This window comes from Geodermatophilus ruber (genome assembly GCF_900114385.1).
Lineage (GTDB): Bacteria > Actinomycetota > Actinomycetes > Mycobacteriales > Geodermatophilaceae > Geodermatophilus > Geodermatophilus ruber.
Genome location: NZ_FOSW01000009.1, coordinates 1 through 26,006 on the forward strand (window position 1 = coordinate 1; position 26,006 = coordinate 26,006).

A 26,006-nucleotide genomic window follows, 5' to 3' on the forward strand; every position below is an offset into this window, starting at 1 on the left:
TTTAGGTCGGTCCTCACAACCCGAGCCTGGACACCCTCCGCCCGCACTCACAGCACCCTTCGGCCCTGCCCGCCAATAGGACTTACTCGTCTAGTGGGTGGGAAGTCCCGCATACGAGCTGCCGGCACAGGTCGATACGCTTGTGCGGGACCGGCAGCTCCCCCCGTGGCTGCGGGTCCGCTTCTCCGTGGACGCCTCCATCGGATGGTGTGGCAGGCAGCACACGCCAGCTGTCTTTACTCCTCGTACATGTCTCACTACCGTCCGCGAGATAGTTCGCTACGGTCGGGACCGGTGGTCGGGCGGACCTTCAGCCTCCCGACCACCCCGCGGCCAGGCTGGAGGCCCTCACTCTTCCGGCGGCGCCGCGTCGGCCCGGCGCCGCTGGACGGAGTCGCCGCGTGACCGGGGGCGGGTAGCGGCAGCATGACCGTGCCAGCGGATGCGCGCGGCGAGGGGAAGAAGGCGACATGGTGGCGACGATGGAGGGCTGGCGGCTGTGATCGTGACCAGTCGAGCCGGCGCCCCGGCCGGCGATCTGCAGATCGCATCGACGGTGGCCGACGTCCTCGCCCGCCGGGCCGCGCTCGAGCGCCCACCGGTCAGCCTGGCCATCCCGGACGCGGTGGCGCTCGGTGTCGCCGCCATGTTCCGCAGCTCTACCCCGTCGGGTCAGGTGCTCGATCGCTTCCTCCGCACCGGCTCGGCCGAGGCCGACGCGCTGATCGAGGCGGCCCGCACCGAGCAGGCGTACGCCTCCCCGGAGGGCCACGCCGCGCTGTACTGCCTGATCGGCTGGGTGCGCGCCCGGCTGCATCGCCAGACGGCGGCCGCCTCCACCGCGGTCTGACCCCCCCCCGGGACCCTCGGCGGCGCGGCGGTCTGACCCCAACGGGTGCAGACGCGCCGGTTCCGGTTCAACCGGGGGAGAGGCACTGCCGATGTCGACTCGGTGATCATGGTCGGGTCCGGTGGACGGCTGCGCCGATTGCTGCTGTCGCGGACCGTCGCCGTCCTCGTCGTCGTGGCGGTGCTCGGCGGATTGGTGTGGTCGCTGCACGGGCTGAGCGCCCGGGAGCGGCAGCGCCTCGTGCAGCAGGCCGAGGCGAACGCCGCGGGGATCGTGGCGGCCACGGTCAACTCCCATCTGCACGCGTGGGTGCGCGACGGGGTGGGGTTGTCGGCCGAAGGCGCCGCGGACCTGCGCCGCGATGCCCACCAGCTGCGCCAGGCCGGCCGGCTGGGTGGGATCGGCATCTGGCGACTCGACGGCACGCTGCTGTTCGCCGACCCGCCGGACGGCGCCCAGGCCATCACCGTGTCACCGGCCGACCTCGCCCGCGCGCGGGCCGGCGTGGCGTGGACGACCGCCGGTGCCCGGGTCGGCGAGCAGGCCAGCTTGCGCGTCTTCCTGCCCACGCACCCGGACGGCGCGCCCGAGGCGGCGCACACCTGGCTGGTCGCCGTCGACATCCCGCAGGACCCTGCCGAGGGCGCGCTCACCAGCGCGGCCCTGCGGACGCAGATCACCCTCGCGACGATGATGCTGTTGCTGATCGGCGGCCTGCTGGCGCTGCGCCGGGCGCTGCTGCGCGGTGAGCGGCGGGCGCGCACCGATGCGCTCACCGGCCTGGCCAACCACGAGGCGCTGGTCGAGGCCTGCGCTGCGACGCTGCCTGCCGCGACCGTGGAGCGCCCGGCCGCGCTGTTGCTGATCGATCTGGCCGAGTTCAAGACGATCAATGACACCCTCGGCCACCTCGCCGGGGACAAGCTGCTCACCCAGATCGCCGCCACCCTGCGCGGCCTCGTGCGCGCTGCCGACCTGGTCGCCCGGCTCGGCGGTGACGAGTTCGCCGTCCTGCTCACCGACCTGCCCGACGCCGCCGCCGCGCAGCTGCGCGCCGAGCAGTTGCTGGCCGCGCTGCGCACCGCCACCTTCGAGCTCGAGGGCATCACGCTGCCGGTGGACGCCAGCATCGGGGTGGTTCTCGCCCCGCGTCACGGCGAGCACTACCTGGAACTGCTGCAGCGCGCCGACGTCGCCATGTACGAGGCCAAGCGCGGCCACAAGGGCACGATGCTCTACGACGAGAACCGCGACGGGCACACGGTGGACCGGCTGCAGCTGGTCGGCGAACTGCGTCGCGCGTTGGACCGCGGCGAGTTCGTGCTGCATTACCAGCCGAAGATGGCGCTGCCCGACCGGAGCATCTACGGCGTCGAGGCGCTTGCCCGCTGGCAGCACCCCAGCCGTGGACTGCTGCCGCCGGGCGAGTTCCTGCCGCTGCTGGAGTCCTCCGGGCTGATTCAGCCGTTCAGCAAGTGGGTTGTCCGCACGGCCGCGCGCCAGGCGGCGGCCTGGCGCGAGGCGGGCATGCCGCTGAAGGTGGCGGTCAACCTGAGCACCCGCAGCCTGCTCAGCCCCGCCCTGCCCGCCACCGTGCTGTCCATCGTTTCCGGCGCCGATCTACCGCCGTCGCTGCTGGAGCTGGAGATCACCGAGACGGCGCTCATGACCAACCCCGACCTGGCCGCGCGCGTCCTCGCTCAGCTGCGCGCTCGCGGCGTGGAGGTCAGCATCGACGACTTCGGCGCCGGCTACACCAGCCTCGCCTTTCTGCGCGTGCTGCCGATCACCGCGCTGAAGATCGACCGCAGTCTGGTCAGCGGCATGCTGGAGAACGCCTGTGACCGTGCGGTCACCGAGGCCGTCGTCGACCTCGGCCACCGTCTGGGTCTGCGGGTCATCGCCGAGGGCGTGGAAACCGAGCAGTTGCTGGATGCTCTCGCCGATCTGGGCTGCGACCGCGCCCAGGGCTACGCCATCGCCCGCCCGATGCCACCCGCGGAGCTGGAACGCTGGCTGAACGACGAGAACGCGAGCGAATGGAGCGGCACGGGCAGCACCGCACGCCAACGCGCCGGCACCGCATTGGAACTCATCGGCAGATCCGGAAAGCGCGCCCAGCTGGCGCCCGACCGTCAATAGCGACACACCCGATGAGACAAGGTGTGGGCGGTCACCACGTCACAGCGACCGCGGCAGCCGCAGCCGTGTCGGGCCGTATCCGGTCTGGTGTCGGCCCCGTTGCTGGCGCTACCGGCAGCGCCAGGACGCCGGCGCGCCGGTGGCGCGGAGGCGGGACCCGGGGCCGGGTGTGAGCTGGGCGCCGCATCCCCTGCCCGGCGTCGAGGACGCATGTGCGCTGCCCACCTCGACGACGTGCTGCCCGGCGCGGATGCCGCGCCCGGCCAACACGCCCAGCGGCGGTGCGACGGCCAGCCACGCCAGCGCGCCCGCGACCCAGGCGATCACCGGGCCTGACCTGTGTCGGTGGCTTCGAGGCGGTCGACCGCGTTCAGCAGCGCGGCGGCCAGCCGGCGAGCGACGCCGGTGCTCATCGGCCAGTCATCCCCGCGCAGCACGACCCACGGTCCCGGATGCTCGGTCACCCCGGGCACCGCGCCGGAGAACAGCAGCACTCGGCCTCGTGGCGGCGTGCCCTGGGATGAGCTCAACTGCGGCGCCCCTGCTCGAGGTGCACGGTCGATCCGGGTGCGGCACGGTGCGGAGCCCTCCCGGGCCGGCGCTGGAGTGTGCGCGGGGCTGTGGTCCTACCCGCCGGGGTCACGCAGCGCACCTCCGTGGATACCGGAGGGTAGTCGTGGGCAACCCGGTGGTGCCCCATCGACCGACGGCCGGTGCGGGCCATCCGGACCGGTTTCCGCGCCGGTCGACGGGGTAGTCCCGCTGCCCGCGGTGCGGTCCTCGACCGGCCGCGGATGCACCTGTTGGGGTGGGCGGCCTGTTCGCCCTGGACACGTCGAGGACCAGGTTGACCGAGACCGTGTGGGCGCGGCGCGCGTTGCCGGCGCCGTGGCCCGGCGCGCGGGTGCTCGGCTTGTGGCAGCCCGCCACCCCGGCCGATGTGACCGCGCACCGCCGCCAGCTGTCCGCCGCGCTGCACGACGGCGCCCGGCCGCCCGGCGCCGCCGAGGACGCCATCGAGGCACTCGCCCTGGTGTTCGAGGAGCTGACCTCCAACGCCGTCCGGCACGGCCGCGCGCCGGTCTGCGTGGAGGTGACCGCGGTGCCCGGCGGATGGCTGATCGACGTCAGCGACGCCGCCACCGACCGCCCGCCGACCCCGGCCATCGGTCGAGACCCGGCCCACGGCGGTCTCGGTCTGCACCTGACCGCCGCCCTGTGCGCCGACCACGGCTGGACCGTCGTCGGCGACCGCAAGCACGTGTGGGCCGCCCTCGGCAATGCCGGATCGAGACCTCCCGTGGCGGCGATCCCGGTGCGGCGCTTCGCGGCTGCCAACCGAACGGCGGTTCCTGACCGGTCAAGGTGGCGCGCCAGCTGGTCGGCCGGTGAGCCCACCAGCGGAGTGGCCCAAGCGGAGGCGTGAACCGGCCTTCCGGAGACCCATCGTCGACACCTCCGGCCTCGGCCTGGTTTCTGACGGTGAACCCGCCGACGGCCCCCGAACTCGGCGTCTCGGACGCGAGATTCCCACCCAGACGTCACCTTGCTGCCGAACTCAAGAACAGCCCCTCCTTACGGTGAGAGTGAGATACGCAGCCCGAGGCGGTAGGCCGTCAGGCTTCGGGTGAGGACGCTGACCGCCAGAGCGACCACACGTCCTGCGCGACGGCTGCGTAGCGGATTGCAGGTCCGGCGGTGTCCTCGTCGAACCACCGCACGAACTCCTCGCGGACCAGCGTTTGGACGTCCTCGACGGAGCGGGCGCGGTGAAGGCCAGCAACGATGCTCCGCGCCTCCGGGAGGTATTCACCCGGGTTGTCCCCGAAGGCGATACCGATCGGATCGTGGCGGTACAGAAGCGCGTCCACCTCCGCCCACCCGCCGCTTCGCCATCACACCTTCACCGTAAGGGGGGAGAACAGCTGAGTACGGCAAATGAGGGTGACGGATCGGGCCAACTCCGAAGATGCGACCGCGCGAGACGCGGTCAGACCCGCTGGTCCGGGGAGCCTGCGACGTTCGCCCTAAACGGCCCATTTAAGGCCAGCGGCCTGGTAGGCGATCCGAGCCTCGTCCGACGACCAACAAACGGACGCGCTCAGTCCCGCGCGTCCGCCCCGTTCCGGGCATGTGAAGAGTCGCCTCCACGGCGACGCGGGCCGCTGCCCGGTTCCCGGCGTCGGCTCGGCGGCGAGGGCCGAGCATCGGCAGAGCGGTCGCCTGCTGCGGCCCAGGTGTAGTGAGATCGAAGGTCACTGCCCGGCGGCGTCAGCTCCGCTCGTGCCTCGCTCCTCGTTCTCGGGCCGCGCTCCCGAGGCCTGCGAGTCCGTGCGCTCGAGGCGCTGACGGATCGCCGCGACGTTGAGCACCAGATCCTCGAGCGCCTCGACGGCGCGCGTGGCGAGCGCGAACGTGAGGTTCTCGCGCTGCTGCTCGGCGCTGGGCTCGTGGTTGCCCGGCGGGATCTCGGAGCGCTCGCGCGGAGGACGCGTCGCCTCCGCCCACGGTTGATCATCGCTGCGCGGATCGCCGAACAGCTCGCGCAGCATCCGCTGTGCCAGTTCGAGGAAGTCGCCCGGGTCAGGCCGGTTGGTCGCCATCCGTTCCCCTCTCAGCTCCTGTCGAGCACGTCGCGTGGACCGGGGAATGGCCGGTCCGCGAGGTCCGGTGCCGCGGCCGGGGCTGCCCCCGGCCGTGAACGGCGAGGGCGTCCAGGACGGCCGCGCCGACCACATGGTCCACCCCGTCGGGGACACCGTCGCGCTGATCTCGCACGCCTTCATCCTGTGCTCCGGCGCTGCTGGCCACCGGCGCGCCGTCGGACGGCGGCTCTCTCCGGACGCCACCGCGGCACCCCCCCGGCTGCGCCGGGCAGGACCTCACCGTGAAGACCGCCGGCGTGCCGATGATGGCCACCGTGCTGGCCCTGGCTGGCCCGGTCGCGGCGACGGTCGTCGGCCGGCAGGGGGGTGGGGCGCTGGCCGGGCTCGCCGTCCTCCCGGGGCTGGCCGCGTCAGGTGCGACGGTGTGCGTACAGCCGGCGGGTCAGCTCGGCCAGGGCCCGCGCGCGGGGTGACAGGCGGACGTCGCTGGGCCAGGCGAGCACGACGGGGACGGCCGGCAGCGGCGGAACCACCTCGCGCTCGATGAGCGGCAGCCCTTCGTAGCTGGACTTGTTGGGTGGCCGCTGGACGAGGATCGCGTACGTGCGCCCGCGCGCGACGATCGAGCGGGTCAGCTCGTAGCTCTGCGTGCGGTGGCGGATGTGCGGCACGAGTCCGCGGGCGTCGAAGGCCGACATCGCGTAGTTGGTGCTGGGCGGCTGGTCGAACAGCACGAGCGGCTCCGGGGCCAGGTCCTCGAGCGTGACCGTCGGCTGCTGGGCCAGCGGGTGGTCCTCGCCGACGAGGGCGTAGCCGCAGGCCTCGTAGAGCAGGATCGTGTCGAGCCCCTCGAGGCCGCCCATGTCGTACATGACGGCCACGTCGATCCGGCCCTTCAGCAGCGCCTCGTGGAGCACGTCCTGCGATCCCTCCAGGAAGTCCAGGGTGACCTTCGGGTGGGCTGACTCCATCTCGCTCAGCAGCCGGGGCAGCACCGTCGGCGCCAGGGTCACGAAGCAGCCGATGCCGAGCGGGCCGGCGAGCTCGGCACCGCCCCCACGCACCATGTACGTCAGTTCTGCTGCGTCCGCGAGGAGCTGTCGTGCCTTCTCGAGAACCTGCCGGCCCAGCGGGGTCAAGGTGACTCCCTGGGCCCGACGCCGCACGCACAGTTCCGCGCCGAGGACACGCTCGAGTTCGGTGATCGAGCCCGACAGTGCCGACGGCGACATGTAGAGCCGCTCCGCGGCGGCGCTGATCGTGCCGCACTCGGCGACCGCCACGAAATGCGACAGCTGGCGGAGCGAGTAGTCCCCGGGGCCGATCTCGATGGGGTTCACGACTCGCTCTCCCCAGGCCTGGCGTCGCGGGGGTTGGTCGGCCGGACGGGCGCGCCCAGGTGCGTCGGCGTCCTCCTCGCTGCCCGTTCCGCGCAGGGGCGGAGAGCCGCCAGTCTCGTGCTCACCCACGGGCATCCTCTCCGGCACATCCACGGATCCGCCGTGGTTCCTCCACGGAACGCCGTGATTGACGATCGTGACGCCCCGTGACGACACTCACTCCCAGCGGCTGACGACCCCGGATCGTCGCCGGCACCGAGCCTGCCGTCGGGTTCTGGCCGAGCCCGACGCACGTCCTCGCGAGACCTCGCTCCCGCGTCGATGACGCACGTCCGTAGTCGCTGTTCCGCCACGTCCGGGCGGTCGACGGCGACTGCTGAGAGGAAGAGAACCCCATGAGCAGCATCACCAGTATTCCCACTGCCGCGTCCGAGCTCAGCGCCGGCCTGCCCTGGGCGCCGGCGCCGATGAGCGCCGATGACGTCCTCGCGGCCGCTGAGCGGCTGGTGCCGGTGCTGCGCGAACGGGCGGCCCAGACCGATCGGGAACGCCGGGTCGCGCCGGAGACGTTCCGGCTGATCCAGGAGGCGGGGGTGCTCCACATCCTGAAGCCGAAGGAGTACGGCGGCTTCGAACTGACCGAGCACGACCACGCCAAGGTGGCGATGACCCTCGCCCGGGGCTGCGCCTCCACGGCCTGGGTCGCGTCGATCCTCAGCTCTGACAACGTGGCGATCGTGGCCTATCCCCAGGAGACGCAGGATGAGATCTGGGGCAGCAACACCTACGCCACGCTCGCGGGCAACACCAACCTGAACCCGAAGGCGAAGGCCGAGCGGGTCAGCGGGGGGTACCGCCTGACCGGCAGCTGGGGGTTCTGCAGCGGCTCGGACTTCTCCGAGTGGCTGATCTTCAACGCGCCGGCGGGGGAGAACGGCGAGGGCCACATGTTCCTCGTCCCGCGCGAGGACACCGTCACGGTCGACGACTGGTTCCCCACGGGCCTGCGCGGGACGGGCAGCCGCACCATGGCCGTCGAGGACGTCTTCGTCCCGGACCATCGGGTGCAGGCGACGAAGGACACCGTCGAGAAGATCAAGGAGCGGCGGAAGCTGCACCCCACGTTCGACGCGATGTACGCACCCTGGCCGTCGCCGGGCAAGTTCCCGTTCGCGTCGGTCGGCGTGGGCGCCGCGCTGGGAGCGGTGGAGCACTTCGCCGAGACCGCGGGTTCCAGCACCCGCGTCGCCGGCGCGCTGGGTGGCACGGTCAAGCTCGCAGAGCAGGAGTACGTCGCGACCGAGTTCGCCGAGGCGTCGGGTGAGGCGGAGATGGCGCGGCTGATGGTCGAGGCCAGCAGCGCCCGCTTCTCCCAGTTGGCCCGGCAGCGCCAGACCCCGACCGAGCAGGATCTGGGGCGGGGCCTGCGCGACAACGCCCTCGTCACCCGGATGGCCCTGCGTTCGGTCTCGCGGATCTTCTCGCTGGTGGGCGCCAAGGCCGGCTTCTCCGACCACCCGATCTCCCGCGCGAAGCGGGACGTCGAGATGATGTCCCACCACGTGACCCTGAACTGGCGGCAGAACGCGATGACCTACATGGCGTCGCGGATGTGAGCCGGGGGCCGCGCCGATCGGGCTCGGCGCCCGGTGGAACGCACCGACCCTCACCTGGGCCCGGGCCTGCCACCGCATCGGCGACCACTCACCGGTCGTCCTAGCACGCCGGTCGTCATACACCGGCTCCACCACCGTTCAGGCACCACTCACCCGCGCAACGGCGCGTTCGAAGGAGAGCACATGCTGCACCGGCCCCATCGCACCCGCACCCGCACCCTGCTCGGCGGCCTGGCCGTCGTGGCGCTGACCGCGACCGCCTGTGGCGCCGGCGACGGTGGCGGAGACGACGGCGCCGCTGCCGGTGCGGCCGGGAGCGCGAACGGCGAGCTGACCACGGTCCGCATCGGCACGCTGCCGATCGCCAACGCCGCCGCCATGCACCTCGGGATGAAGGAGGGCTTCTTCGAGGAGGAAGGACTGCAGGTCGAGCCCACCGTCCAGGCCGGCGGCAGCCAGATCATCACCGGCCTGGTCGCCGACGAGTTCGACTTCGGCTTCGTCGGCTACATCTCGGCCGGCGTCCCGATCGCCCGCGGCCTCCCGGTGTGCGTGGTCACCGCCAGCGACGCCACCGGAACCACCCCGGAGGACGACTGGCAGCTCATCCTCGCCGGCCCGAACAGCACGATGGACGGACCCGAGGACCTCGCCGGCGCGCGGATCGGGGTCAACGCACTCGGCGGCGTCGCCGAGCTCCAGACGAGGGTCGTCGCGGAACGGGCCGGCGTCGATCCCAACTCGCTGGTGATGGTCGAGATGCCCTTCCCGGACATGCCTGCGGCGATCGCCAGCGGGGACCTCGACGCCGCGTACGCCTCCGAGCCCTTCGTCACCACGATCCTGGACCAGGGCGGCAAGGTCGTCGTCGCGCCGGGGGCCTACATCGCCCCGGAGTACCCCCTGGGCAACTACATGACCAGCAACCAGACCTTCGAGAGCGACCCCGAGATGGTCGAGGCGTTCCGGACGGCGATGAACCGGTCGCTCGATTTTGCTCGGGAGAACCCCGACGCCGTGCGGGAGATCATCCCGACCTATACGAAGATCCCCGCCGAGGTGGCCGAGCGCATGCGCCTGCCGATCTACACCTCCGAGATCGACGAGGCCGCCGTCGAGGAGCAGATGGGCTTCCTCGAGCAGTACGGCGTGGTCGAGGACGCCCCCAGCGTCGACGACCTGCTCTGCGGCTGAGCCGCCGGCCGCCGCGCCCGGCCCCGGGCGCGGCGGCCTCCGGCCGGCCAGGACCGCGGGCCCGACGCGGACTACCGGACATGGAAGAGGGCCGCGGCGCAGTGCACCGCGGCCCTCCCCGGCGTCAGACCGGGCGGACGTTCTCGGCCTGCGGGCCCTTCTGGCCCTGCGTGACGTCGAACTCGACCTGCTGCCCCTCGTCGAGGGACTTGTAGCCGTCGCCGATGATGGCGGAGTAGTGGCAGAAGACGTCGGCGCCGCCGCCGTCCTGGGCGATGAACCCGAAGCCCTTCTCCGCGTTGAACCACTTCACAGTGCCCTGAGCCATCTCGTTCTCATTCCGTGCTGGAGGTGTCCGAACCGACAGGCGTCGGGTCGGGGTCGCCGCACCGACCGGCAGGACCGAGAGGAACGTCAGGCAGAGACAACTGCGGCCGTTCGAGAACGAAGCAGAGGCACGACGGCGACCGCCGCCGACAGTACGGCTCCCCACGTGCCAGCGGGGCGCCGGCGACCGGGGCATTCTTCCGGGCGGAGGCGCATCGCCACGTCACGACGGGCATCTGGAACAGGGCGGCTACCAGCGCAATGGATCCGTCAGGCGGGAGTGCGCCGTCCGGCACGCCCGGCAATTGCCCCACGTGACGATGGCCAGCGGCGTCGTCGGGGAGCCGCACTCGGGGCAGTCGACCATCTGTTGTGACTGGGCGCGGGCCTCGGCGATCGCCTGGGACCGTTCCTCGTGGATCGTCTCGTCGCCCCGGCAGGGACATCCGAGATGAGTCTCAGCGCAACGTCCGATGTGAGTAGCGATGGGCACCCCTCTTGTCCGCGTCGACGCTACTCCGCTCCACGAATCCCGGGACGCAGACATGCGGGAATCGTCACTGCGCAGCGGTATCGGCGCCGTGCGCTGAGTCGAGCGGCCCGGCTCGAGTTCACGATCACCGCACTGGCCGGGGGCGGGTAGCCGATCGACCTCTACCCGCGCGTCACCGGCAGAAGCAGCCGGGAGGTTCCCCCGGCGCCGTGCGCGATCGCGCGGTGCGACGGCTTCATCGCGCGCCCGGTGGCCGGGTCCTCACCGGTACCGAGGTTGCGCGCCCAGTGGGGGTGGGAGCCACCCGAGACCTGCAGGCGCAGCCGCGTGCCGGCGCGGAACCGATGCGCCATCGCATCCAGCTCGAGCCGGATCGTGCCGTCGGCGGCGGCCGGGGCGAGGCGGTGGAACGTCTCGCTGACGTTGCGGGAGCGGCCCTTGGCGTCGACCTGGCAGAGCCGGACGAAGAGGTCGGCGTGCGGGTTGTCGCTGCTGTGCGCCAGCTCGACCACGGGCACGCCGATGACCTCGACGTCCTCGGTCAGCACCGGGCCGGTGAAGGTGAGGACGTCGTCGCGCGCCTCCAGCTGTGCGTTGTTCCGGTAGCCCCCGTCCGGGGAGAGCAGCCGGCCGCCGAGCGTCGGTGTGGGGTCGGCCGGGTCGTAGGTGAACCGGGACGGCGGGATGTCGGGCGTCGGCGGCGAGTCACCGAGCGCGCCGTCAGGCTGCAGGTAGAGCACTCTCTCCCTGCCCTCCGGCGGCCACGAGGGCAGGTCGCGCCACTCCCCGGCCCCGGTGACGTGGAGGTGCACCGGGGCGGGCCGGCGGTGGGTGCCGGTGCCGGCCAGGTGCTCGGCCAGCCAGTCGAGGCTCTCCCGCGTCACCAGGGGCGCGCCTTTGGACAGCATCTCGGTGTGGGTCCACGGCCCGACGGTGAGAGCCACGTCGACCCCGCGGCTGTGCAGGCGTTCGTACTGCGCGAGCGTCTGCTCCAGGAAGAGGTCCTGCCAGCCGCCGAACAGGAGGACCGGAACCTGCACCCGCTCGAGGGCGGCGGACAGCTGCATGCGTTCCCAGTACGGGTGGTCCGGTTCCGGGCGGGCGACCCAGTCGCGGTACCAGGGCGCGCTGCCGGCGAGGACCCTTTCCCCCGCGTCCAGCAGAGGCACGTCGTGCAGGCCCGGCTGGAGCCGGCGGGCGGCCAGCACCTGGCGGACCAGGCCGCTTGCGAAGTTTCCCTCCTCCTGGTGGGCGACCATGTCGCTCCAGCCGAGGAAGTCGTTGAGCTTGAACGCCCCCGCCCCGTGCACGCTCTCGTGGAAGTCGTGCGGCCCGACCATCACCAGGGCAGTGGCCAGCTCCGGGGGCGGGTCGGTCATGAGCGCCCACTGGGTGAAGCCGAGGTAGGACAGCCCCACGGTGGCGAACCGCCCGCCGAACCACGGCTGCTCGCGCAGCCAGACGACGGTGTCCGCGCCGTCGTCGACCTCGTGCAGCATCGGCTCGAAGACGTCGCCGGAGCCGAAGGTGCCCCGGCAGCTCTGCAGGACGACGTGGTAGCCACGCTCGGCGTAGAGCCGGGCGAACATCAGCGAGAAGGGACCCGACCGACCGTAGGGACCGCGCACCAGCAGCGTGCCGAGGGCGCGGCCGGTCGGTGCGTAGTGGTCGGCGAGCAGTTCGACGCCGTCGCGCATCGGCACCCGCACCGCCCGGGTCACCGTGTAGTCGCCGGACGCCTTCGGCAGCCGCAGCACCCGGGTGAGCGTCCGGTCGACGGCGCGGGCGGCCCGGGAGCGGGGCCGGGCAGGAACGGTCGGGTGCCGGGTGATGGTCACGGGCGGGTCCTCCTCGGGTGAGGTGGGGCGCTTCCCCGCATCCTGCGTGGTCAGGGCGCCGTGCGTCCACCGCGAGCTCGACGGCGACGATGCGCGTGGCAGGGTGCGTCCGCGCGTGGGTCACGATCGCTCGCGGCGGCCACGCAGGTGGCTCGGCAGGAGGAGGAGCATGTCGGAGAGCACCCAGGTGCGGCGGGTCGCCGCCGTCCAGATGCACGCCGTCCTCGGGGACGTCGACGCCAACCTCGACCTCGCCGAGCGGGCGGTGGACCAGGCCGCCCGGGACGGCGCGCGGGTGGTCGCTCTGCCCGAGTTCTTCACCTCGGGGGTGGCCTTCCTGCCCGAGGTGGCCGCCGCGGCCCAGCCGGTCGACGGCCCGGCGGTGCAGGCGCTGTGCGGGTGGGCGCGCACGCACGACGTGCTCCTCAGCGGCAGCCTGCTCGTGCGCGATCCCGACGGCGAGGTCCGCAACGCGGTCCTCGCCGTGGACCGCACCGGAGTCCGGGGGCGGCACGACAAGGACCTGCCGACCATGTGGGAGAACGCCCTCTACGTCGGAGGCACCGACGACGGGATCGTCGACGTCGACGGCACGAAGGTCGGGCTGGCCGTGTGCTGGGAACTCACGCGCGAGCGCACGGTGCGCCGCCTCGCGGGCGGGGTGGACCTCCTCCTCGCCGGCAGCGGCTGGTGGACGGTCCCGCGGTGGCGCCCGTACCGGCTCTTCGACGCATGGGAGAGGGCCAACGCCGCCCGGGCACTCCAGACACCCGGACGGTTCGCCCGGCACGTCGGCGCGCCGATCGTGCACGGCTCGCACAGCGGCGCCCTGGCCTGCCCCATGCCCGGGCTGCCGCCGCTGCGCTACCGGGGGGCCTACGAGCCGATGGCCGGTATCTGGGCCGCCGACGGAACGGCGATCGCCCTCGCCACCGGCCCGGAGGCCCAGGTCGTGATCGCCGACCTCCCGCTCCGCCGCGCGACGCCGGTTCCTCCGCCCGACACGTACTGGCTCACCCCGCCCGGTCCGCTCCCGCTGTTCGCCTGGTACCAGCAGCGCTGGCACGGCCGCCGTTGGTACGCCCGCCACCGGCGCGGGGCACCGGAGTCAGCGGTGGGGCCGGGCCGGTCTCCGTCGGCGCCGTCATCGACCATGTCCTAGGGATCGGGCCAGTCGGGCACGGCTGCTGCCTTCCTCCGACTGGACGCGTCGCGGAGGTTGCCGTGGCACGGACGAACGAGCATCTCGAAGGCGACCGACCAACGACCAGCGAACCACTGTCGAGGGCAGGCGATGACCGTGACGGCCAACGACCTGCAGTGCCGCTGACAGTGCCGCTGACGAGCAGTTAGCGGGGAACTACCGGCAGCACGACGTGCGAGAGCCGGTCGCCGTCGTGGAACACCGACTGCAGAGCCGGTTGCAGGTCCTCCGGGCCGTCCTGACCCAGGGGGTGGCCGGTGTTCGGGTTCGGCTCGATGTAGGGGAACGAGCTGCTGGTGATGTCGACCCGGATCCGGTGTCCTTCGAGGAACACGTTGCTGGTCGCCACGAGGTCGATGTCGTAACGCTCCACGGCCCCCCGCTCGACCGGTGACGTGTTCCCGAACCCGTTCCGGTTCCGCGCGCGGACGACGCCCTCGGCAAGGATGCGGGAGGCCCCGTCCGGGTGCACGTCGCACAGCCGCACGATCCAGTCGGTGTCCGGAGCGCTGGTCGCGGCATGCAGCACGGCGGTCAGCGGTCCCGTCACCTCGAGCGGCTCGTCCAGCACCTCGGAGGTGTAGACGAGGACATCGGGCCGTGCCTCGTTCGGGCGCTGGTCGTAGGGACCGACGTTGATGCCTTGAGCCAGGCCCGGGAGGCCGACCGGGCCGCCGAGAGTCGGCGCCGGGTCGGCCGGGTCGTAGAGGTAGTGGTCCGGCCGCTCGGTGGCATCCGGCTTCTCGGGGGACAGCAGCCCGCCACCGGCGCCCGGATCCCCGGCCCGCAGGTACCAGGGCTGGGGCCGGCTGCGTTCCAGCGGCCAGGTCTCCTCGTCTCTCCAGACGTTCTCCCCCATGACGAAGATGCGCACGGAGGGTGCCTCGTCCAGCGCCTGCTCGTCGCCCTGCAGGTACCGCGCGAAGTGCTGGAGCTGGTAGCCGGTGAAGTCCGAGGCCAGCGTCGAGGCAGCGAACCCGAAGTCGTACTCGGCGCTCGTGGAATTCAGCAGGTGGTCCCAGGGGCCGATCAACAATCTCTGTGCATGGCGTGCGGACTCGGATCCGCCGTGGGCGCGCATCTGCGCGTAGTTGTGCAGCGTCCCGCTGAGGAAGTAGTCGTACCAACCGCTGACGTTCAGGGCCGGGATCTCGACCGCGGCGTAGTGCGCGCGCAGCGCTTCGGGGTCGGGGTCGTGCAAGGCCTCGTCCCGCACGACATCGTGGTACCAGTCGGCGACGGGGTTCTCCTGCAGCAGCGGGATCTTCGACAGTGGCCGGTACGAGGCGAGGCTCGCCACGTCGTCGCCGGCCTTCAGCACCCGGAGCATCTCCGCGGCGTCGGTCTCTCCGGCGAGGGCGCGGCGCCGAGCGGTCTCCGGCCCGAAGAACTGCGAGATGAGCCAGAGGACGTAGCCGAGGTTGAAGGCCCCGCCGGTGAAGCAGACCTGCTCGAAGGCATTCGAGGTGCCGATGTTGATCGGGATGATGGTCCGGAGGCCCGGGGGCCGCTGTGCCGCGGCCGCCCACTGCACCAGGCCGAGGTAGGACAGCCCGCTCATCCCCACGTTGCCGTCGCACCACGACTGACCGGCCAGCCACTCGACGGAGTCGTAGCCGTCCTCGGACTCCTGGAACATGACCAGGTCGCCATCGGAGGCGTAGCGGCCGCGCAGATCCTGGAAGACGACCGCCATCCCGCTCTCGACCGCACGGATCGGGTCCAGCGACATGACCTGTGCCAGGAACAAGTCCTTGCTGTACGGGGTGCGGACCAGGATCGCCGGTACCGGCTGGTCCCCGTCCGGGCGGTAGACGTTCGCCCGCGTGACGGTGCCGTCCCGCATGGGGATCTCCACGTCCTTGTCGAGCCTGATTCTGGCCACGGCGAGTTCCTCCCGACCGGCGGTCTCGACCCGTCATCGGACCGGTGTCCGCAGCCTCGTGCATCCCGCAACGCGACGCCCACCCCCCGAAAAAGGGGGTTGTCGACGGGTGATGGCGCGCGCCGGGCGACCGCTCACCCGGTGGGGGTCGCCGACCCCGAGGTCGTCATCCCAGCCTCGGTGGACGGGGGAGCGGTGGACGTGGGCGCGGCGGACTCCGTGGCCCCGTCCGGGGCCGCGCCGGTCGGGCCGCTGCTCGGCGTGGCCGAGCCGGCCGGCGTCCCGGTCGCCTCGGGGGTCGCGCCACTGGTGCGTGGGGAACCAGTCGTCTCGGCGGCGGCGCCGCCTGCGGCGTCATCGCCCGGGCCGTCACTCCCGGTCCCGGTGCTGTCGGAGGCGGGTCCGTCGCCGTCCGTCCCGGCGTCCTCGGCCGGGCTGCCGGCCGCCGGTGGGCCGCCCGCCTGCTCGGTGGCGTGCTCCCGGACCACGTCCAGGATGCGCACCTCGAAGTCGGTCAGCCGGTCCCGGAGCTCGGCGAGGGGTACGCCCTCGATCTGCTCGCCGAAGATCCGGAGCTCCTCCCAGATCGCGGCGAGCTCGCGGCTTCCCACCTCGCTCAGCGGGCCGGGCAGGCTGACGACCAGCTGGGTCGCCAGCGCGTACGTCACGCACTCGACGCAGGCGTAGTTGACCGCGGCCGCGAGGTTCTGCGGCACCACCACGTCGACCGACCCGACCAGCAGGACCACCTGGAAGGCCACCGCGACCGTCCGGCAGTCCCGGCAGCTGGCCAGCGCGTACGCCTCGTTCCGGTTGAGCGCGGCGTCCTCGTCGGCCCAGACCAGCGCGAAGGAGACGTCGTAGGCGACGGATCCGTCTGCCGTGTTGACCGCCAGCGCCTGGTTGTCGCCGTCACCGGGCGGGGGTGGGGCGTCGAACGGGAAGACCCAGGTGGGCGCGGCCGTCTCGCCGGCGTCGCTGCTCCGGGCAGGTGCCCGGCCCTCCTCGCCCCGCCCGGCAGCTCCCTGCGACGCCGGGGTCAGCACGAGCGCCAGGACCGGCCGGTCCGCGGTCGGCAACGGGCCGGCGTCCGCCGGCCAGATCGTGGCGGCGGTGCCGCGGGATCCCGTGTCCAGGGGTGCGCCGGCGCTCGCCGGCACGGCGTCCAGGACCGTGCCGCCTTCCCAGGCGCGCACCGGCCGGTAGCGGTCGGCGTCGGGCCACCAGGCCCAGCCGAGGCCGGCCACCAGGGCCGTGACCAGCAGGCCCGCGAGGCCCCGGCGGACGGGGCGGCCCTCGGTGCGCCGCCACACCCCGACGGCGCTGCGCCGCACCAGCCGGAGGAGCACGTACCCGAGGCCGAGCAGCGGGACCACCACGGCGACGACCGCCAGCACCCGGACGAGAACCTCGAGCATGTCCCCGTCGCCGAACGCGTCCCCGAGCAGCCGGCCCTGCTGCCGCACCGACGCCCAGGCCGTGGCCAGCAGGCGCGGCAGGGCCAGCACCATCAGCAGCAGCGACACCGCCATCAGGGGGACGACTAGCAGCACCCAGGCGATGACGGTCACGCGAGCCCAGGTCTTGAGCGCGGTCGCCTCGGGCTGTCGCCACCGGCCCGGCAGCAGTCCGGTCAGCACCGGGCCGATGCGCTGGTAGAGGTCCGGGACCCCGGTCAGGTCGGCCAGGACGTGGTAGCCGTCGAAGCGCAGCAGCGGTGCGAGCTGCCGGATCATCTGCAGCACCTGGGTGGCCACGACGAGCAGGACGGCGTGCCACCCGGTGAGCCACCAGACCGCGAAGGACAGGAGCACCACGACCGCGTTGAAGTACAGCCCGCCCAGGTCGGTGCGGACCCGCCCGGCCCGGCCGAGCCGGTAGCTGTCGGTGACGTCGGTGTAGAAGGCCGGCCAGAACAGGTAGATCCCGAAGCCCATCGCCCCGGGCGTCGAGCCGCCGTACCGGGCGGCGGCCGCGTGACCGAACTCGTGGAAGCCCGCCGACAGGACGGTCACGCCGACGACGGCGAGGAACAGCGCGGGGTTGCCGAAGGCCTGCGCCGTCGCCGCGGCCAGCCCCTGGCTGAACAGCACCCAGCCGGCCACGGCGCCGAAGGCGAGCACCACCGGCACGACGACGAACGGGCTGAAGAGGACGGCGAACGGAGCTGTGAGCCGGCGGGTGAGCACCGGGTCGGTGACCACCCGCCGGAACCTCAGCGCGAGCAGCGGGTCCGACCGGCGGAGCTCGGGTTCGGTCCCGTCGGCCCGCCGCAGCAGGCCGAGCGGCCGCAGCGAGGCGTCGATCAGCTGCCGCACGTCGTCGGGCCGCACCAGCCGGCCGGACGAGCCGCTGACCGCCTCGGCGACCTCGGCGACCGTGCGCCGCCCGTCGACGGCGTGCAGCACCTGGTGCAGCAGCGGCGTCAGCTGGACGACCTGCCCGTCCCGGCGGCGGGCCAGCGCCGGTGGCCGGCGGTAGCCCGAGCCCGGCACCTCGCCGAGCAGCTCCACGCCGTCCGCCCGCGCCGGGACCTCCCCGTCGCTCCCGGCCGCCGGGTGCTCACCCGGCGGCGCCGCCTGCGTCGTCATGCGCGGGCGGTCACTGGGTCACGTCGGACTGCTGATCGGCAGTCGCCTCCGCGTTCGCGTCGATGTCCTGGGTGATGATCGCGTCCTGCTGGGCGACGGCCGTGGCCTCGGAGCCGATCGAGCCGACGTTCGCGGCCACGGCGGCGTCGATCGGGGCGGCCACGTTGGCGTTGGCCGCCACTGCGCCGGCGATCGGGGAGGCGAGGTCGAGGTCGGCGGCGAGGTCGACGTTCACGTCGAGCAGGTCACCGGAGAGCGGGTCGCCCACGGTCTCGGTCGCGCCGCCGCCGTCGACGGGCGCGGGGGCGGGCTCGGCTTCGCCGACGGTGTCGTCGGACTGGTCGATCGTGCTGTCCTGCGGGGCGTTGGCCACCGCCTCGCCGGTGATGCCCTGGTCGATGAGCACGCCCTGGTCGGCGAGCGCCTGGGCCGTCGAGCCGGTCGACAGCACGTTCGCCCCGACGGCCGCGTCGATGGGCGCCGCCACGTTGGCGTTGGCAGCTACCGCCAGGTCGATCGGGGCGGCGGCGTCGAGGGCGATGTCCAGGTCGGCGTTGAGGTCGAGGAGGGAGATGACCTCCTTGTCGGGCAGCGCGGCTCCGGTCTCGGCGGCCAGCTCCTCCGGCGAGAGCGGTCGAAGTGCGTCGTCCTGGCTCATGGCTCCTCCTTCATCGGATCGGCCGGCTGCCTTCCCTCAGGTGAGAGGGTGCAAACGCACAGGTGAAGCCTCTGCTGCGGCCAGCCGGTGCTGATGCTCGGCGGGCCGGTTCCCGCGCTCAGCGCGCGACGTCGCTGAACGAGGCCGCTCGGCGGGGGGCTGGCCGACGGGCACGTTCCGACGCCGGCGGCGTACGGGAAAGCGGAGACCTGTACCGACCGACCTGGCGGACGGCTGCGCGTTCGTGGGAGGGATCGCGTCGGAGGACAGGACGGTGCACCTGGTCGACGGCGCGGACCACGAGCTGCTGGACGACGTCTGTGCCGACGAGGTGCGCGCACTGGTCGTGGGCTGGGTGGGTTCGCGCGCCTGACCGACCGGCGGACCGGCACATCAGCGCATGCCGCTGCAGGGGGTCCCGTACGTGAACTCGTTTCGTTCGGGCGGTCACCGGCTGGGCGTTGTCCGTCTGCGGAGATCCGCAGGGTCACCACGTGGAACTGCCCCGGAGATCGACGTGCTCTCGATGCTCCCGGGCAGTTCCACGTGCTGTCCGATGCACGTGGGTGAATCCCGACGTGGACGGCGCATTACCCGACCCTTGCACTGACGCCGACAGTCGGCGACGTTCTCGTGGCCTCCCGTCTCAGGTGAGCCCGCTGATCAGTTGTTCGTGATGAAGTCGTCGACGAGGCGGTTGAACTCGTCGGCGTGCTCGAGTTGCGCCCAGTGGCCGCACCGGTTCAGCAGCACCATGCGCGAGTTCGGAATGGCCGACACCGTGCGGAGGCTGGCCTCGAAATGGACCGTCCGATCGTCGCGTCCATGGATCGCCAACGTGGGTACGGTGCTCCGCTGAAGTGTGGGAGTGATGTCTCCCCATCCGGCCCAGGCCTGACCGGAATGCCAGAGATCCAGCCAGTTCTTGTTGTGCTCGGGAAACTCCCACGCGGCCTTCGACCGCTGTTCGGCCAGTTCGTCAGTGGCGTTGGAGGAGTCATAGCACATGACCTGCACCAGGCGCTTGAAGTTCTCGGGCGAGGGGTCCGTGTAGGCCTCCACGAGGACACGCATGCCTTCCGACAGCCCGCCCGCGGTGAAGATGCCCGCACCGACCCCCGTTCCCGACCCCATCGTGATGAGGTGGGTCACGCGCTCCGGGTACTGCGCAGTCATCTGAAGCGAGATCATGCCGCCCATCGAGTTGCCCACAAAGGCGGCGCGATCGATTCCCATCGCATCCATGAGCTGGACCATGGCCCGGACCTGGTCCCGACCCGTCTCGAGCGACTGCGGGCTCGACTCGCCCCAGCCGGGCATCGTGACGGCGATGCAACGGTATTTCCCCGAGAGGGTCTGGATGTTCGGGGCAAAATTGCTCCAGCCCGTCGCGCCGGGCCCCGTGCCGTGAATCATGAAAACCGGATGACCGCTGCCGGCCTCGTTGATCTGGATCCGATAGTCCTTCGTGTCGATGAGCTTTTTCGTGCTCGTGAACGTAAGGGGAGTCGTCATCGTTCTCCTTCGCCGGAGGGCTCGTTGTCACGCGGGAGCCGGCTTGCCAACGGGTCGAGGTCGACGCAATCACGGCCGCCGGCGATCCCCGCGGTGCGTGTCCCGCGGAGTGGAACCGCAGGTGCGTCGATCGGTCTGACCTGTACGCGGACGGGGTCGTGCCCAGGTGGCCGGCCTGGCTCACCCTGCCGAGCCAGGTCATCTGCCGGGCCAGGTCATGCCGCCGACGGCGGTAGACCTCGACCTGCCCGCCGTTGCAGTGCTCGGACGCACGGGGGCCACGCCCCGTGGCAGGAGGGGTTCCGTCGGGTGGAACGGCTTCATGGAGGGCCCGGAAGCCCCGGCACAGGCTGTGGCAACCGACCAGCGCAGGAGGGAAGACCATGGCGATCGCGGACCAGACGTTGCACGAACTCGTCTCCCTGGAACGAGGAGAGGTCGACCGGAGCATCTACAGCGATCCGGACATCTACGAGCAGGAGATGAAGGAGATCTTCGGCCGTAGCTGGCTGTTCCTCTGCCATGAGACGCAGATCCCCAAGCGGGGCGACTTCGTCGAGGCTCCCATGGGTCGTGACAACGTCCTCGTGGTCCGCCAGAGGGACGGCAGCATCAAGGCCCTGCTGAACACCTGCGCGCATCGCGGCAACGCGGTCTGCCGTGCCGACGAGGGCAACGCCAAGAACTTCATGTGCACGTACCACGGCTGGACGTACGACATCGCGGGCAACCTGGTCGGGGTCCCAGGGCAGAAGGAGCTCTACCACGACGAGCTCGACATGTCCGCCCACGGGCTGCGCGGGGTCGCGCAGCTGGACACCTACAAGGGCTTCGTCTTCGCCACCTCGGACCCGTCAGCGCCGCCGCTGGCGGAGTTCCTCGGCCGGACCGGCCGCGCGGGTCTGGACATGATCGCCTGCCAGGGTGACATGGAGGTCATCCCGGGCGTCCAGAAGTTCGTCATCCCGTGCAACTGGAAGTTCGCCGTCGACAACCTGTTCGACTGGTACCACCCGCAGATCACCCACCTGTCCGCGATGTCCCTGGACATGTTCGCGAATCAGGCGATGCCCGAGAGCAAGCGCGTCGACATCGACGGGGTGGCCACTCAGGAGGGAGCGCAGCTCCGCCTCCCCGGTGGTCCCGCCGGTGGTGACAACGTCGACGAGCTCGTGTTCGTGGACATCTTCGGTCACGCCCTGGCCGGGCCGACCCGGGACACGTATGTCGGCGTGACCGGCAGCGACTCGTGGCGGGACTCCGAGCAAGCGCGGGAGGCACTCGGGCCGGTGGCGCGCCGGGCCGCCGGGCACACCAACATCTTCCCGACGCTGTGGATCAACCCCGCGGGCGGTCAGATCTCGCTGCGGGTGCCGCGCGGTCCGTTCGAGACCGAGATCTGGTGGTACTCGTTCGTGCCCCGCGAGGCCCCCCCGGAGCACCGGGCCCTCGTACTCGCGATGGCCAACCACGTGTTCGGTCCGGCCGGGCTGCTCGAGCAGGAGGACGGGGAGAACTGGAACCAGAGCACCATGACGACCACGGGCCTAGCCAGCCGCAGGATCCCGCACGTGCTGAAGATGAACCTCGGCCGGGGCAAGGTCGTGAACGACGTCGACAGCATGGACCCCCCCTACATCGAGTGCGGCATCAACGAGCACGGGCAGCTGTGGACCTACGCGGCGTGGGCGCAGTGGATGTCCGGCTGCAGCTGGGACGAACTGCGCGAGCGGACCATCCCGCCCGCCGTGCTCTGACCACGGACCGAGGAGAGAACAGACGACCATGACCGTTGACACGAGTACCCGAGCCGAGGCTGCCCTCCTCGCGGACGCCCTGCGCCAGTTCGAGGTGGAGCGCTTCTACACCAAGGAAGCGGCGCTGCTCGACGCCCACGACTACGAGCAGTGGGTCCAGCTGTTCAGCGACGACACCCACTACTTCATGCCGATCCGCAGGACACGGCTGCGCCGCGAGCTCGACAAGGAGTTCACCCAGCCCGGGGAGATGGCCTACTTCGACGAGAGCAAGGAGTTCCTGCTCACCCGCGTCGCGAAGATCACCAGCGGGCTGGCGTGGGCCGAGGACCCCCCGTCGCGGACCCGGCACATCATCACCAACGTGCGGGTCGTGGAGGACCGGGGCGACGAACTGGAGGTGCACTCGAACTTCCTGCTCTACCGCACACGGCTGAAGTCCGAGGAGACCACGTGGATCGGGTCACGCCGTGACCTGCTGCGGCGCACCGAGGGGTCGTTCCTCATCGCGCGCCGGCACATCCTCCTCGAGCAGACGCTCCTGCTGTCGCAGAACCTCAGCAACTTCTTCTGATTCCACCGGCGGATGCGGTCGTGGCGCCGGGCATCACGGCGCCGCGGCCGCATCCGCTGCCTCTGGCGACGCGAGGCCGGTGGTTGCGAGCCACCGGTCCCCTCACGGACGAATGTCCGAGGACGTATCGAACGATCCACGAAAGGCAGGGACGGTAGTCCATGGCATGGGTGAGGGCGTGCAGCGTCACCGACATCGAGCCGGGGGAGGCGGTCGTGGTCGACGTGGATCCGCCGCTGGCGGTGTTCAACGTCGACGGTGAGTTCCTGGCGGCCGCGGATACCTGTACCCACGGTGCCTCTTCCCTGGCGGACGGCTACATCGACGGCGCCGAGGTGGAGTGCGCGTGGCACTTCGCCAAGTTCTGCCTGCGGACGGGGAAGGCGCTCACGCTCCCTGCCACCGAGGCGATTGCCACCTATGCGGTGCGTGTCGAGGATGACGCCGTCTTCGTCGACGTCTGAGCCGTCACGGCCGCGAGCGGGTGCGGTTCAGCGGGCAGGTCTCCCCGGAGCACTCGGGCCACGCGGAGGCCGAGTCCTCCGGGGCAGCACGAACCGTGCCTCGCCGGACTCCGGGTGGAGAGTTCCCACCGCTAGCCGGCGCCGGCTTCGGCGTGGTCGGCTGCCCGCGTGAGCAGCTCCGCGACGCGGCGCGCTCCGGCGGGCGTCAAGCGGATGACGCGGTAGCGACCTCCGAGGTGGTGCGCCACCTCGACCGCCGGCTCCCAAGACGCGGCATCCGCGTCGTCCGCGGGGTAGAGCGCGGCCCGGACGTCCACCGATTCACGACGCTGGGGCTCCGAGGGGCCAGCCAGGTTGAGCAGGGAACCCCCGCTGATGTGCCAGACCGCGCTGTGGTCCGGTGCCCCGTGCATCACGCACCACGCCGGGCAGCGCGACGAGAAGTCGACGAGATCCTTGCCGTCCATTGCCACCTCACCGTGGTCGGTCTCCTCGATGTCGTCGAGTCTCCGTGGAGGCCATCGATCCGGGGGGACCGGCGTGCCATCCGGTGGAACCGTTGGGCCGTCGACGACCTGGTCCGCCCGCTGCAGGACCGCCCCGTGCAGGTCGACCGGGAGACGGTGACGCTGGGCTACGCCGGGGTCTACTCCAGCCTTCTCCGCCACGCCGAGGCCGCCTCCTAGCAGTACGGCATCGACGTCCGCTCGATCCTGCTCGAGGTCGGCCGCCGCGGCCTGGTCGGCGGTCGGGAGGACATGATCGTCGACATCGCCCTGGACTGCCTCGCCGCCCGCCAGGACGCAGAATCCGCGTCCGCGTAGGAAGGGAATCCGGACGCTCCTGCTGAGGCGGGACCTCGGCAACTCTTCCTGACCACACCGGCGGATGCGGGCAGCCAGCCCTCACGGCTGAGGGGCCGCACCCGCTCGGTCCGGCACACGATGCACGCCGGTTCCTCCGGCGCCCGGGCCCGCTGAACGAGTTCATCGAGGACATCGGGGTGGTGCTCCCACTCCGCGGGAAGGTCGCAGACATGACCACGGCGACAGAACTCGCCCGCCGACAGCTCGGGGCCTCCGACCTGCACCTCTCCGTCGTGGGACTGGGCGGCAACACCTTCGGGCCGCCGCGACTCGACGAGCAGCGGACCCGCCGGGTCGTCCATGCCGCACTCGATCTCGGCGTCAACTTCGTCGACACGGCGAACGCGTACGGGCAGGGACGATCCGAGGAGTTCATCGGTCGCGCGCCGGGCCGCTGCTGGCCGAGCTGGCGATCGCCTGGCTGCTGGCGAACCCGCTCGTCGGCTCGGTCATCACCGGCGTCAGGAGTGTCGCGCAGCTGCAGGCCAGCGTAGCCGCGGCCGGGTGGCAACTGTCCGCGGAGGACGAGCTGGCCGTGGACGCCATCATCAGCGGACCGGCGGGCGTGCCCGACCCCGAGCAGCCGCCCTACGGACGTCCGTAGCGGACCGACCTGCCCGAACCCAGGGCCGGATTGTCCCGAGGCACATTGCTCCCCTGGCGGGCGCGACCACCGCACGGCAACGGCCAGAAGACGGCAGCTGACGGCGCGGCCACCGTCTTCCGGCACAGCGGTTCCGAGACGGGCCCGGATGGAGCACCCGGCGCTCACTGACGTGCAACATCGCCGGATCTCCGAGGTGCCTGCAGGAGGCACCACGTCCGGCCGCGCGACGCGATTCTGGCGGTCGGTCGTCATCCGTCGCCGCCTTCCCCGTCGCGGCCGTCCGGGCGTCAGGTCTCACCGGATGCGATGGCCGGCGGGCGGGCACGCGGAATCGATCTCGGTGCCACGTGATGGAACGCGATCCGACCGCATCTCGCGCCTGCTCAAGAGACTCCACGGCACGCGCAACGGAACGGGAGGGCGGATGCGGTGCAGCCATGCGCTGGCCACCGGGTTCTTCGCCGGCCAGCTCTGACAGCGACCGATCAGCTCGCCGTACGACCACACCAGTCCCACCCCCGCTCCGCGGGTGGTCTTCATCGAAAGGTGCAGTCATGACCAGCAACGTCACGGCATTGGGCTACCTCGTCGTCCGCGGTCCGGTGGAGGAGTGGCGCCGGTTCGGCGCGGAGGTGCTCGGCATCCAGGAGGTGGCCAGCGACCATCCCGGTGAAGCCCACTTCCGTACCGACGAGCGGGCCTATCGGATCGTCGTGGAGGACGGACCGCCTAGCGGGCCGATGTCCCTGCAGGCGCTCGGGTTCGAGACCGCCACCGAACCGCAGCTGCGGAAGCTGGTCGACTCCCTGACCGCTCAGGGCGTCGAGGTCACCGAGGACACGGAGCTGGCCCGACGGCGCAAGGTCCGCAGCCTCTACGTCTTCCGCGACTTCGACGGCAACCGTCTGGAGGCCTACTACGGCCAGGCCGCCGACCACAGCGCCTTCGTGTCCCCGCGCGGTGTCCGGTTCGTGACCGGGGACCTCGGCGTCGGCCACGCGTTCCTCTTCTCCGCCGACGCGGAGAAGGCGGCCGCCTTCTACACCGACGTGCTCGGCTTCCGGCTCAGCGACACCATCGACCTCGGCATCGCCGAGGGCATCTTTCTGCACTGCAACCCTCGGCACCACTCCATCGCGGTGGCTTCGATCCCCGGCCCCCCGCCGGGGCTGGGGCACCTGATGCTCGAGGTCGAGTCGCTCGAGGCGGTCGGCCGCGCATTCGACACCGTCAAGGCCCGCGGGGACGCGATCACGATGACCCTGGGCGAGCACACCAATGACCTGATGACCTCCTTCTACGTCAACACTCCCTCGGGATTCCAGGTCGAGTACGGCTGCAACGGACGCCTCATCGACGACGAGAAGTGGACCGTCAGCCACTACGACGCGGCCAGCATCTGGGGACACCAGTTCCAGGACATCGGCGCGCCGCCCGCCCCGGCCGAGGCGGCCCACGTCTGAGCGTTTACGCACTCAT

The 26,006-nt window shown here is 71.6% G+C and carries 24 protein-coding genes and 1 pseudogene; 13 read left to right on the forward strand and 12 right to left on the reverse strand.

Translation table 11 applies throughout. The annotated features are described in order from the left end of the window. Window positions 1-505: 505 nt before the first annotated feature. Window positions 506-850, forward strand: coding sequence for a hypothetical protein (locus BMZ50_RS14780; RefSeq protein ID WP_245753661.1), 345 nt, complete (start codon window positions 506-508; stop codon window positions 848-850). A 108-nt stretch (window positions 851-958) separates the two neighbouring features. Beyond that, window positions 959-2,992, forward strand: coding sequence for a putative bifunctional diguanylate cyclase/phosphodiesterase (locus tag BMZ50_RS14785; protein WP_143087183.1), 2,034 nt, complete (start codon window positions 959-961; stop codon window positions 2,990-2,992). A gap of 108 nt (window positions 2,993-3,100) precedes the next feature. Here the strand turns inward: BMZ50_RS14785 and BMZ50_RS14790 are convergent, their stop codons facing one another. Together BMZ50_RS14790 and BMZ50_RS24245 are read right to left on the reverse strand one after the other, a co-directional pair. Further along, the gene (locus tag BMZ50_RS14790) at window positions 3,101-3,319 is read right to left on the reverse strand and encodes a hypothetical protein (protein ID WP_091325971.1); all 219 of its coding nucleotides are present in this window, start codon (window positions 3,317-3,319) and stop codon (window positions 3,101-3,103) included. Next, on the reverse strand, window positions 3,316-3,486 hold the full coding sequence (locus BMZ50_RS24245; RefSeq protein ID WP_177212801.1) for a hypothetical protein: 171 nt from the start codon (window positions 3,484-3,486) through the stop codon (window positions 3,316-3,318). The genes BMZ50_RS14790 and BMZ50_RS24245 overlap by 4 nt, the downstream gene beginning before the upstream one ends. A 353-nt stretch (window positions 3,487-3,839) precedes the next feature. On the opposite strand from BMZ50_RS24245, the gene BMZ50_RS14795 reads away from it, so the two are divergent. Continuing rightward, window positions 3,840-4,418, forward strand: a complete 579-nt coding sequence (locus BMZ50_RS14795; RefSeq protein WP_245753662.1) for an ATP-binding protein — start codon at window positions 3,840-3,842, stop codon at window positions 4,416-4,418. Between the two features lie 190 nt (window positions 4,419-4,608). On the opposite strand, the gene BMZ50_RS14800 is transcribed toward BMZ50_RS14795, so the two are convergent. From BMZ50_RS14800 to BMZ50_RS14815, 3 genes are all read right to left on the reverse strand, one after another. Continuing rightward, entirely contained in the window at window positions 4,609-4,863 is a 255-nt protein-coding gene (locus BMZ50_RS14800; protein ID WP_091325972.1) for a hypothetical protein, read from the reverse strand. Between the two features lie 384 nt (window positions 4,864-5,247). Next, a complete protein-coding gene (locus BMZ50_RS14805) occupies window positions 5,248-5,595 on the reverse strand; it encodes a hypothetical protein (protein ID WP_091325975.1) in 348 nt (115 codons plus the stop codon). Between the two features lie 413 nt (window positions 5,596-6,008). Beyond that, a complete protein-coding gene (locus BMZ50_RS14815) occupies window positions 6,009-6,938 on the reverse strand; it encodes a LysR family transcriptional regulator (protein WP_177212802.1) in 930 nt (309 codons plus the stop codon). A gap of 395 nt (window positions 6,939-7,333) precedes the next feature. Here BMZ50_RS14815 and BMZ50_RS14820 point away from each other — a divergent pair, with 395 nt between their 5' ends. Beyond that, a complete protein-coding gene (locus BMZ50_RS14820; RefSeq protein ID WP_091325980.1) occupies window positions 7,334-8,554 on the forward strand; it encodes an acyl-CoA dehydrogenase family protein in 1,221 nt (406 codons plus the stop codon). Window positions 8,555-8,737: 183 nt separating this feature from the next. Next, a complete protein-coding gene (locus BMZ50_RS14825; RefSeq protein WP_091325982.1) occupies window positions 8,738-9,748 on the forward strand; it encodes an ABC transporter substrate-binding protein in 1,011 nt (336 codons plus the stop codon). Window positions 9,749-9,872: 124 nt separating this feature from the next. Here BMZ50_RS14825 and BMZ50_RS14830 read toward each other — a convergent pair whose 3' ends face one another. Next, window positions 9,873-10,076, reverse strand: a complete 204-nt coding sequence (locus BMZ50_RS14830; RefSeq protein ID WP_091325985.1) for a cold-shock protein — start codon at window positions 10,074-10,076, stop codon at window positions 9,873-9,875. A 653-nt stretch (window positions 10,077-10,729) separates the two neighbouring features. After that, window positions 10,730-12,406 carry a CocE/NonD family hydrolase gene (locus BMZ50_RS14835; RefSeq protein ID WP_218146264.1) on the reverse strand — a complete coding sequence of 559 codons (1,677 nt, stop codon included), beginning with the start codon at window positions 12,404-12,406 and terminating at the stop codon, window positions 10,730-10,732. A gap of 169 nt (window positions 12,407-12,575) precedes the next feature. Here BMZ50_RS14835 and BMZ50_RS14840 point away from each other — a divergent pair, with 169 nt between their 5' ends. Further along, window positions 12,576-13,568 carry a carbon-nitrogen hydrolase family protein gene (locus BMZ50_RS14840; RefSeq protein ID WP_177212803.1) on the forward strand — a complete coding sequence of 331 codons (993 nt, stop codon included), beginning with the start codon at window positions 12,576-12,578 and terminating at the stop codon, window positions 13,566-13,568. A 187-nt stretch (window positions 13,569-13,755) separates the two neighbouring features. Here BMZ50_RS14840 and BMZ50_RS14845 read toward each other — a convergent pair whose 3' ends face one another. From BMZ50_RS14845 to BMZ50_RS14860, 4 genes are all read right to left on the reverse strand, one after another. After that, the gene (locus BMZ50_RS14845) at window positions 13,756-15,495 is read right to left on the reverse strand and encodes a CocE/NonD family hydrolase (RefSeq protein WP_091325987.1); all 1,740 of its coding nucleotides are present in this window, start codon (window positions 15,493-15,495) and stop codon (window positions 13,756-13,758) included. Window positions 15,496-15,629: 134 nt separating this feature from the next. Then, a complete protein-coding gene (locus tag BMZ50_RS14850; RefSeq protein ID WP_218146265.1) occupies window positions 15,630-18,086 on the reverse strand; it encodes a hypothetical protein in 2,457 nt (818 codons plus the stop codon). 10 nt (window positions 18,087-18,096) lie between these two features. Beyond that, the gene (locus BMZ50_RS14855; RefSeq protein WP_091325990.1) at window positions 18,097-18,744 is read right to left on the reverse strand and encodes a peptidoglycan-binding protein; all 648 of its coding nucleotides are present in this window, start codon (window positions 18,742-18,744) and stop codon (window positions 18,097-18,099) included. Window positions 18,745-19,407: 663 nt separating this feature from the next. Beyond that, complete coding sequence (locus tag BMZ50_RS14860) at window positions 19,408-20,259, reverse strand: alpha/beta fold hydrolase (protein ID WP_091325993.1); 852 nt, start codon at window positions 20,257-20,259, stop codon at window positions 19,408-19,410. 383 nt (window positions 20,260-20,642) lie between these two features. Here BMZ50_RS14860 and BMZ50_RS14865 point away from each other — a divergent pair, with 383 nt between their 5' ends. The 3 genes from BMZ50_RS14865 (at window position 20,643) to BMZ50_RS14875 (ending at window position 23,054) form a co-directional block, all read left to right on the forward strand. Then, window positions 20,643-22,016, forward strand: a complete 1,374-nt coding sequence (locus BMZ50_RS14865) for an aromatic ring-hydroxylating oxygenase subunit alpha (protein WP_091325994.1) — start codon at window positions 20,643-20,645, stop codon at window positions 22,014-22,016. Window positions 22,017-22,044: 28 nt separating this feature from the next. After that, entirely contained in the window at window positions 22,045-22,590 is a 546-nt protein-coding gene (locus BMZ50_RS14870) for an aromatic-ring-hydroxylating dioxygenase subunit beta (protein ID WP_091325997.1), read from the forward strand. Window positions 22,591-22,751: 161 nt separating this feature from the next. Further along, entirely contained in the window at window positions 22,752-23,054 is a 303-nt protein-coding gene (locus BMZ50_RS14875; RefSeq protein ID WP_091325999.1) for a bifunctional 3-phenylpropionate/cinnamic acid dioxygenase ferredoxin subunit, read from the forward strand. A gap of 131 nt (window positions 23,055-23,185) precedes the next feature. Here the strand turns inward: BMZ50_RS14875 and BMZ50_RS25155 are convergent, their stop codons facing one another. Continuing rightward, entirely contained in the window at window positions 23,186-23,521 is a 336-nt protein-coding gene (locus BMZ50_RS25155) for a DUF6907 domain-containing protein (protein ID WP_091326001.1), read from the reverse strand. Window positions 23,522-23,677: 156 nt separating this feature from the next. Between BMZ50_RS25155 and BMZ50_RS25285 the strand changes: the two genes are divergently transcribed. From BMZ50_RS25285 to BMZ50_RS14895, 4 genes and pseudogenes are all read left to right on the forward strand, one after another. Then, window positions 23,678-23,740, forward strand: coding sequence for a hypothetical protein (locus tag BMZ50_RS25285; RefSeq protein WP_425432014.1), 63 nt, complete (start codon window positions 23,678-23,680; stop codon window positions 23,738-23,740). Between the two features lie 350 nt (window positions 23,741-24,090). Continuing rightward, a pseudogene (locus tag BMZ50_RS25290) lies at window positions 24,091-24,260 on the forward strand (hypothetical protein); the annotation flags it as partial. A 21-nt stretch (window positions 24,261-24,281) separates the two neighbouring features. Continuing rightward, complete coding sequence (locus tag BMZ50_RS25295) at window positions 24,282-24,524, forward strand: aldo/keto reductase (RefSeq protein ID WP_425432015.1); 243 nt, start codon at window positions 24,282-24,284, stop codon at window positions 24,522-24,524. Window positions 24,525-25,081: 557 nt separating this feature from the next. Next, window positions 25,082-25,990, forward strand: coding sequence for a VOC family protein (locus BMZ50_RS14895; RefSeq protein WP_091326003.1), 909 nt, complete (start codon window positions 25,082-25,084; stop codon window positions 25,988-25,990). Window positions 25,991-26,006 lie beyond the last annotated feature (16 nt).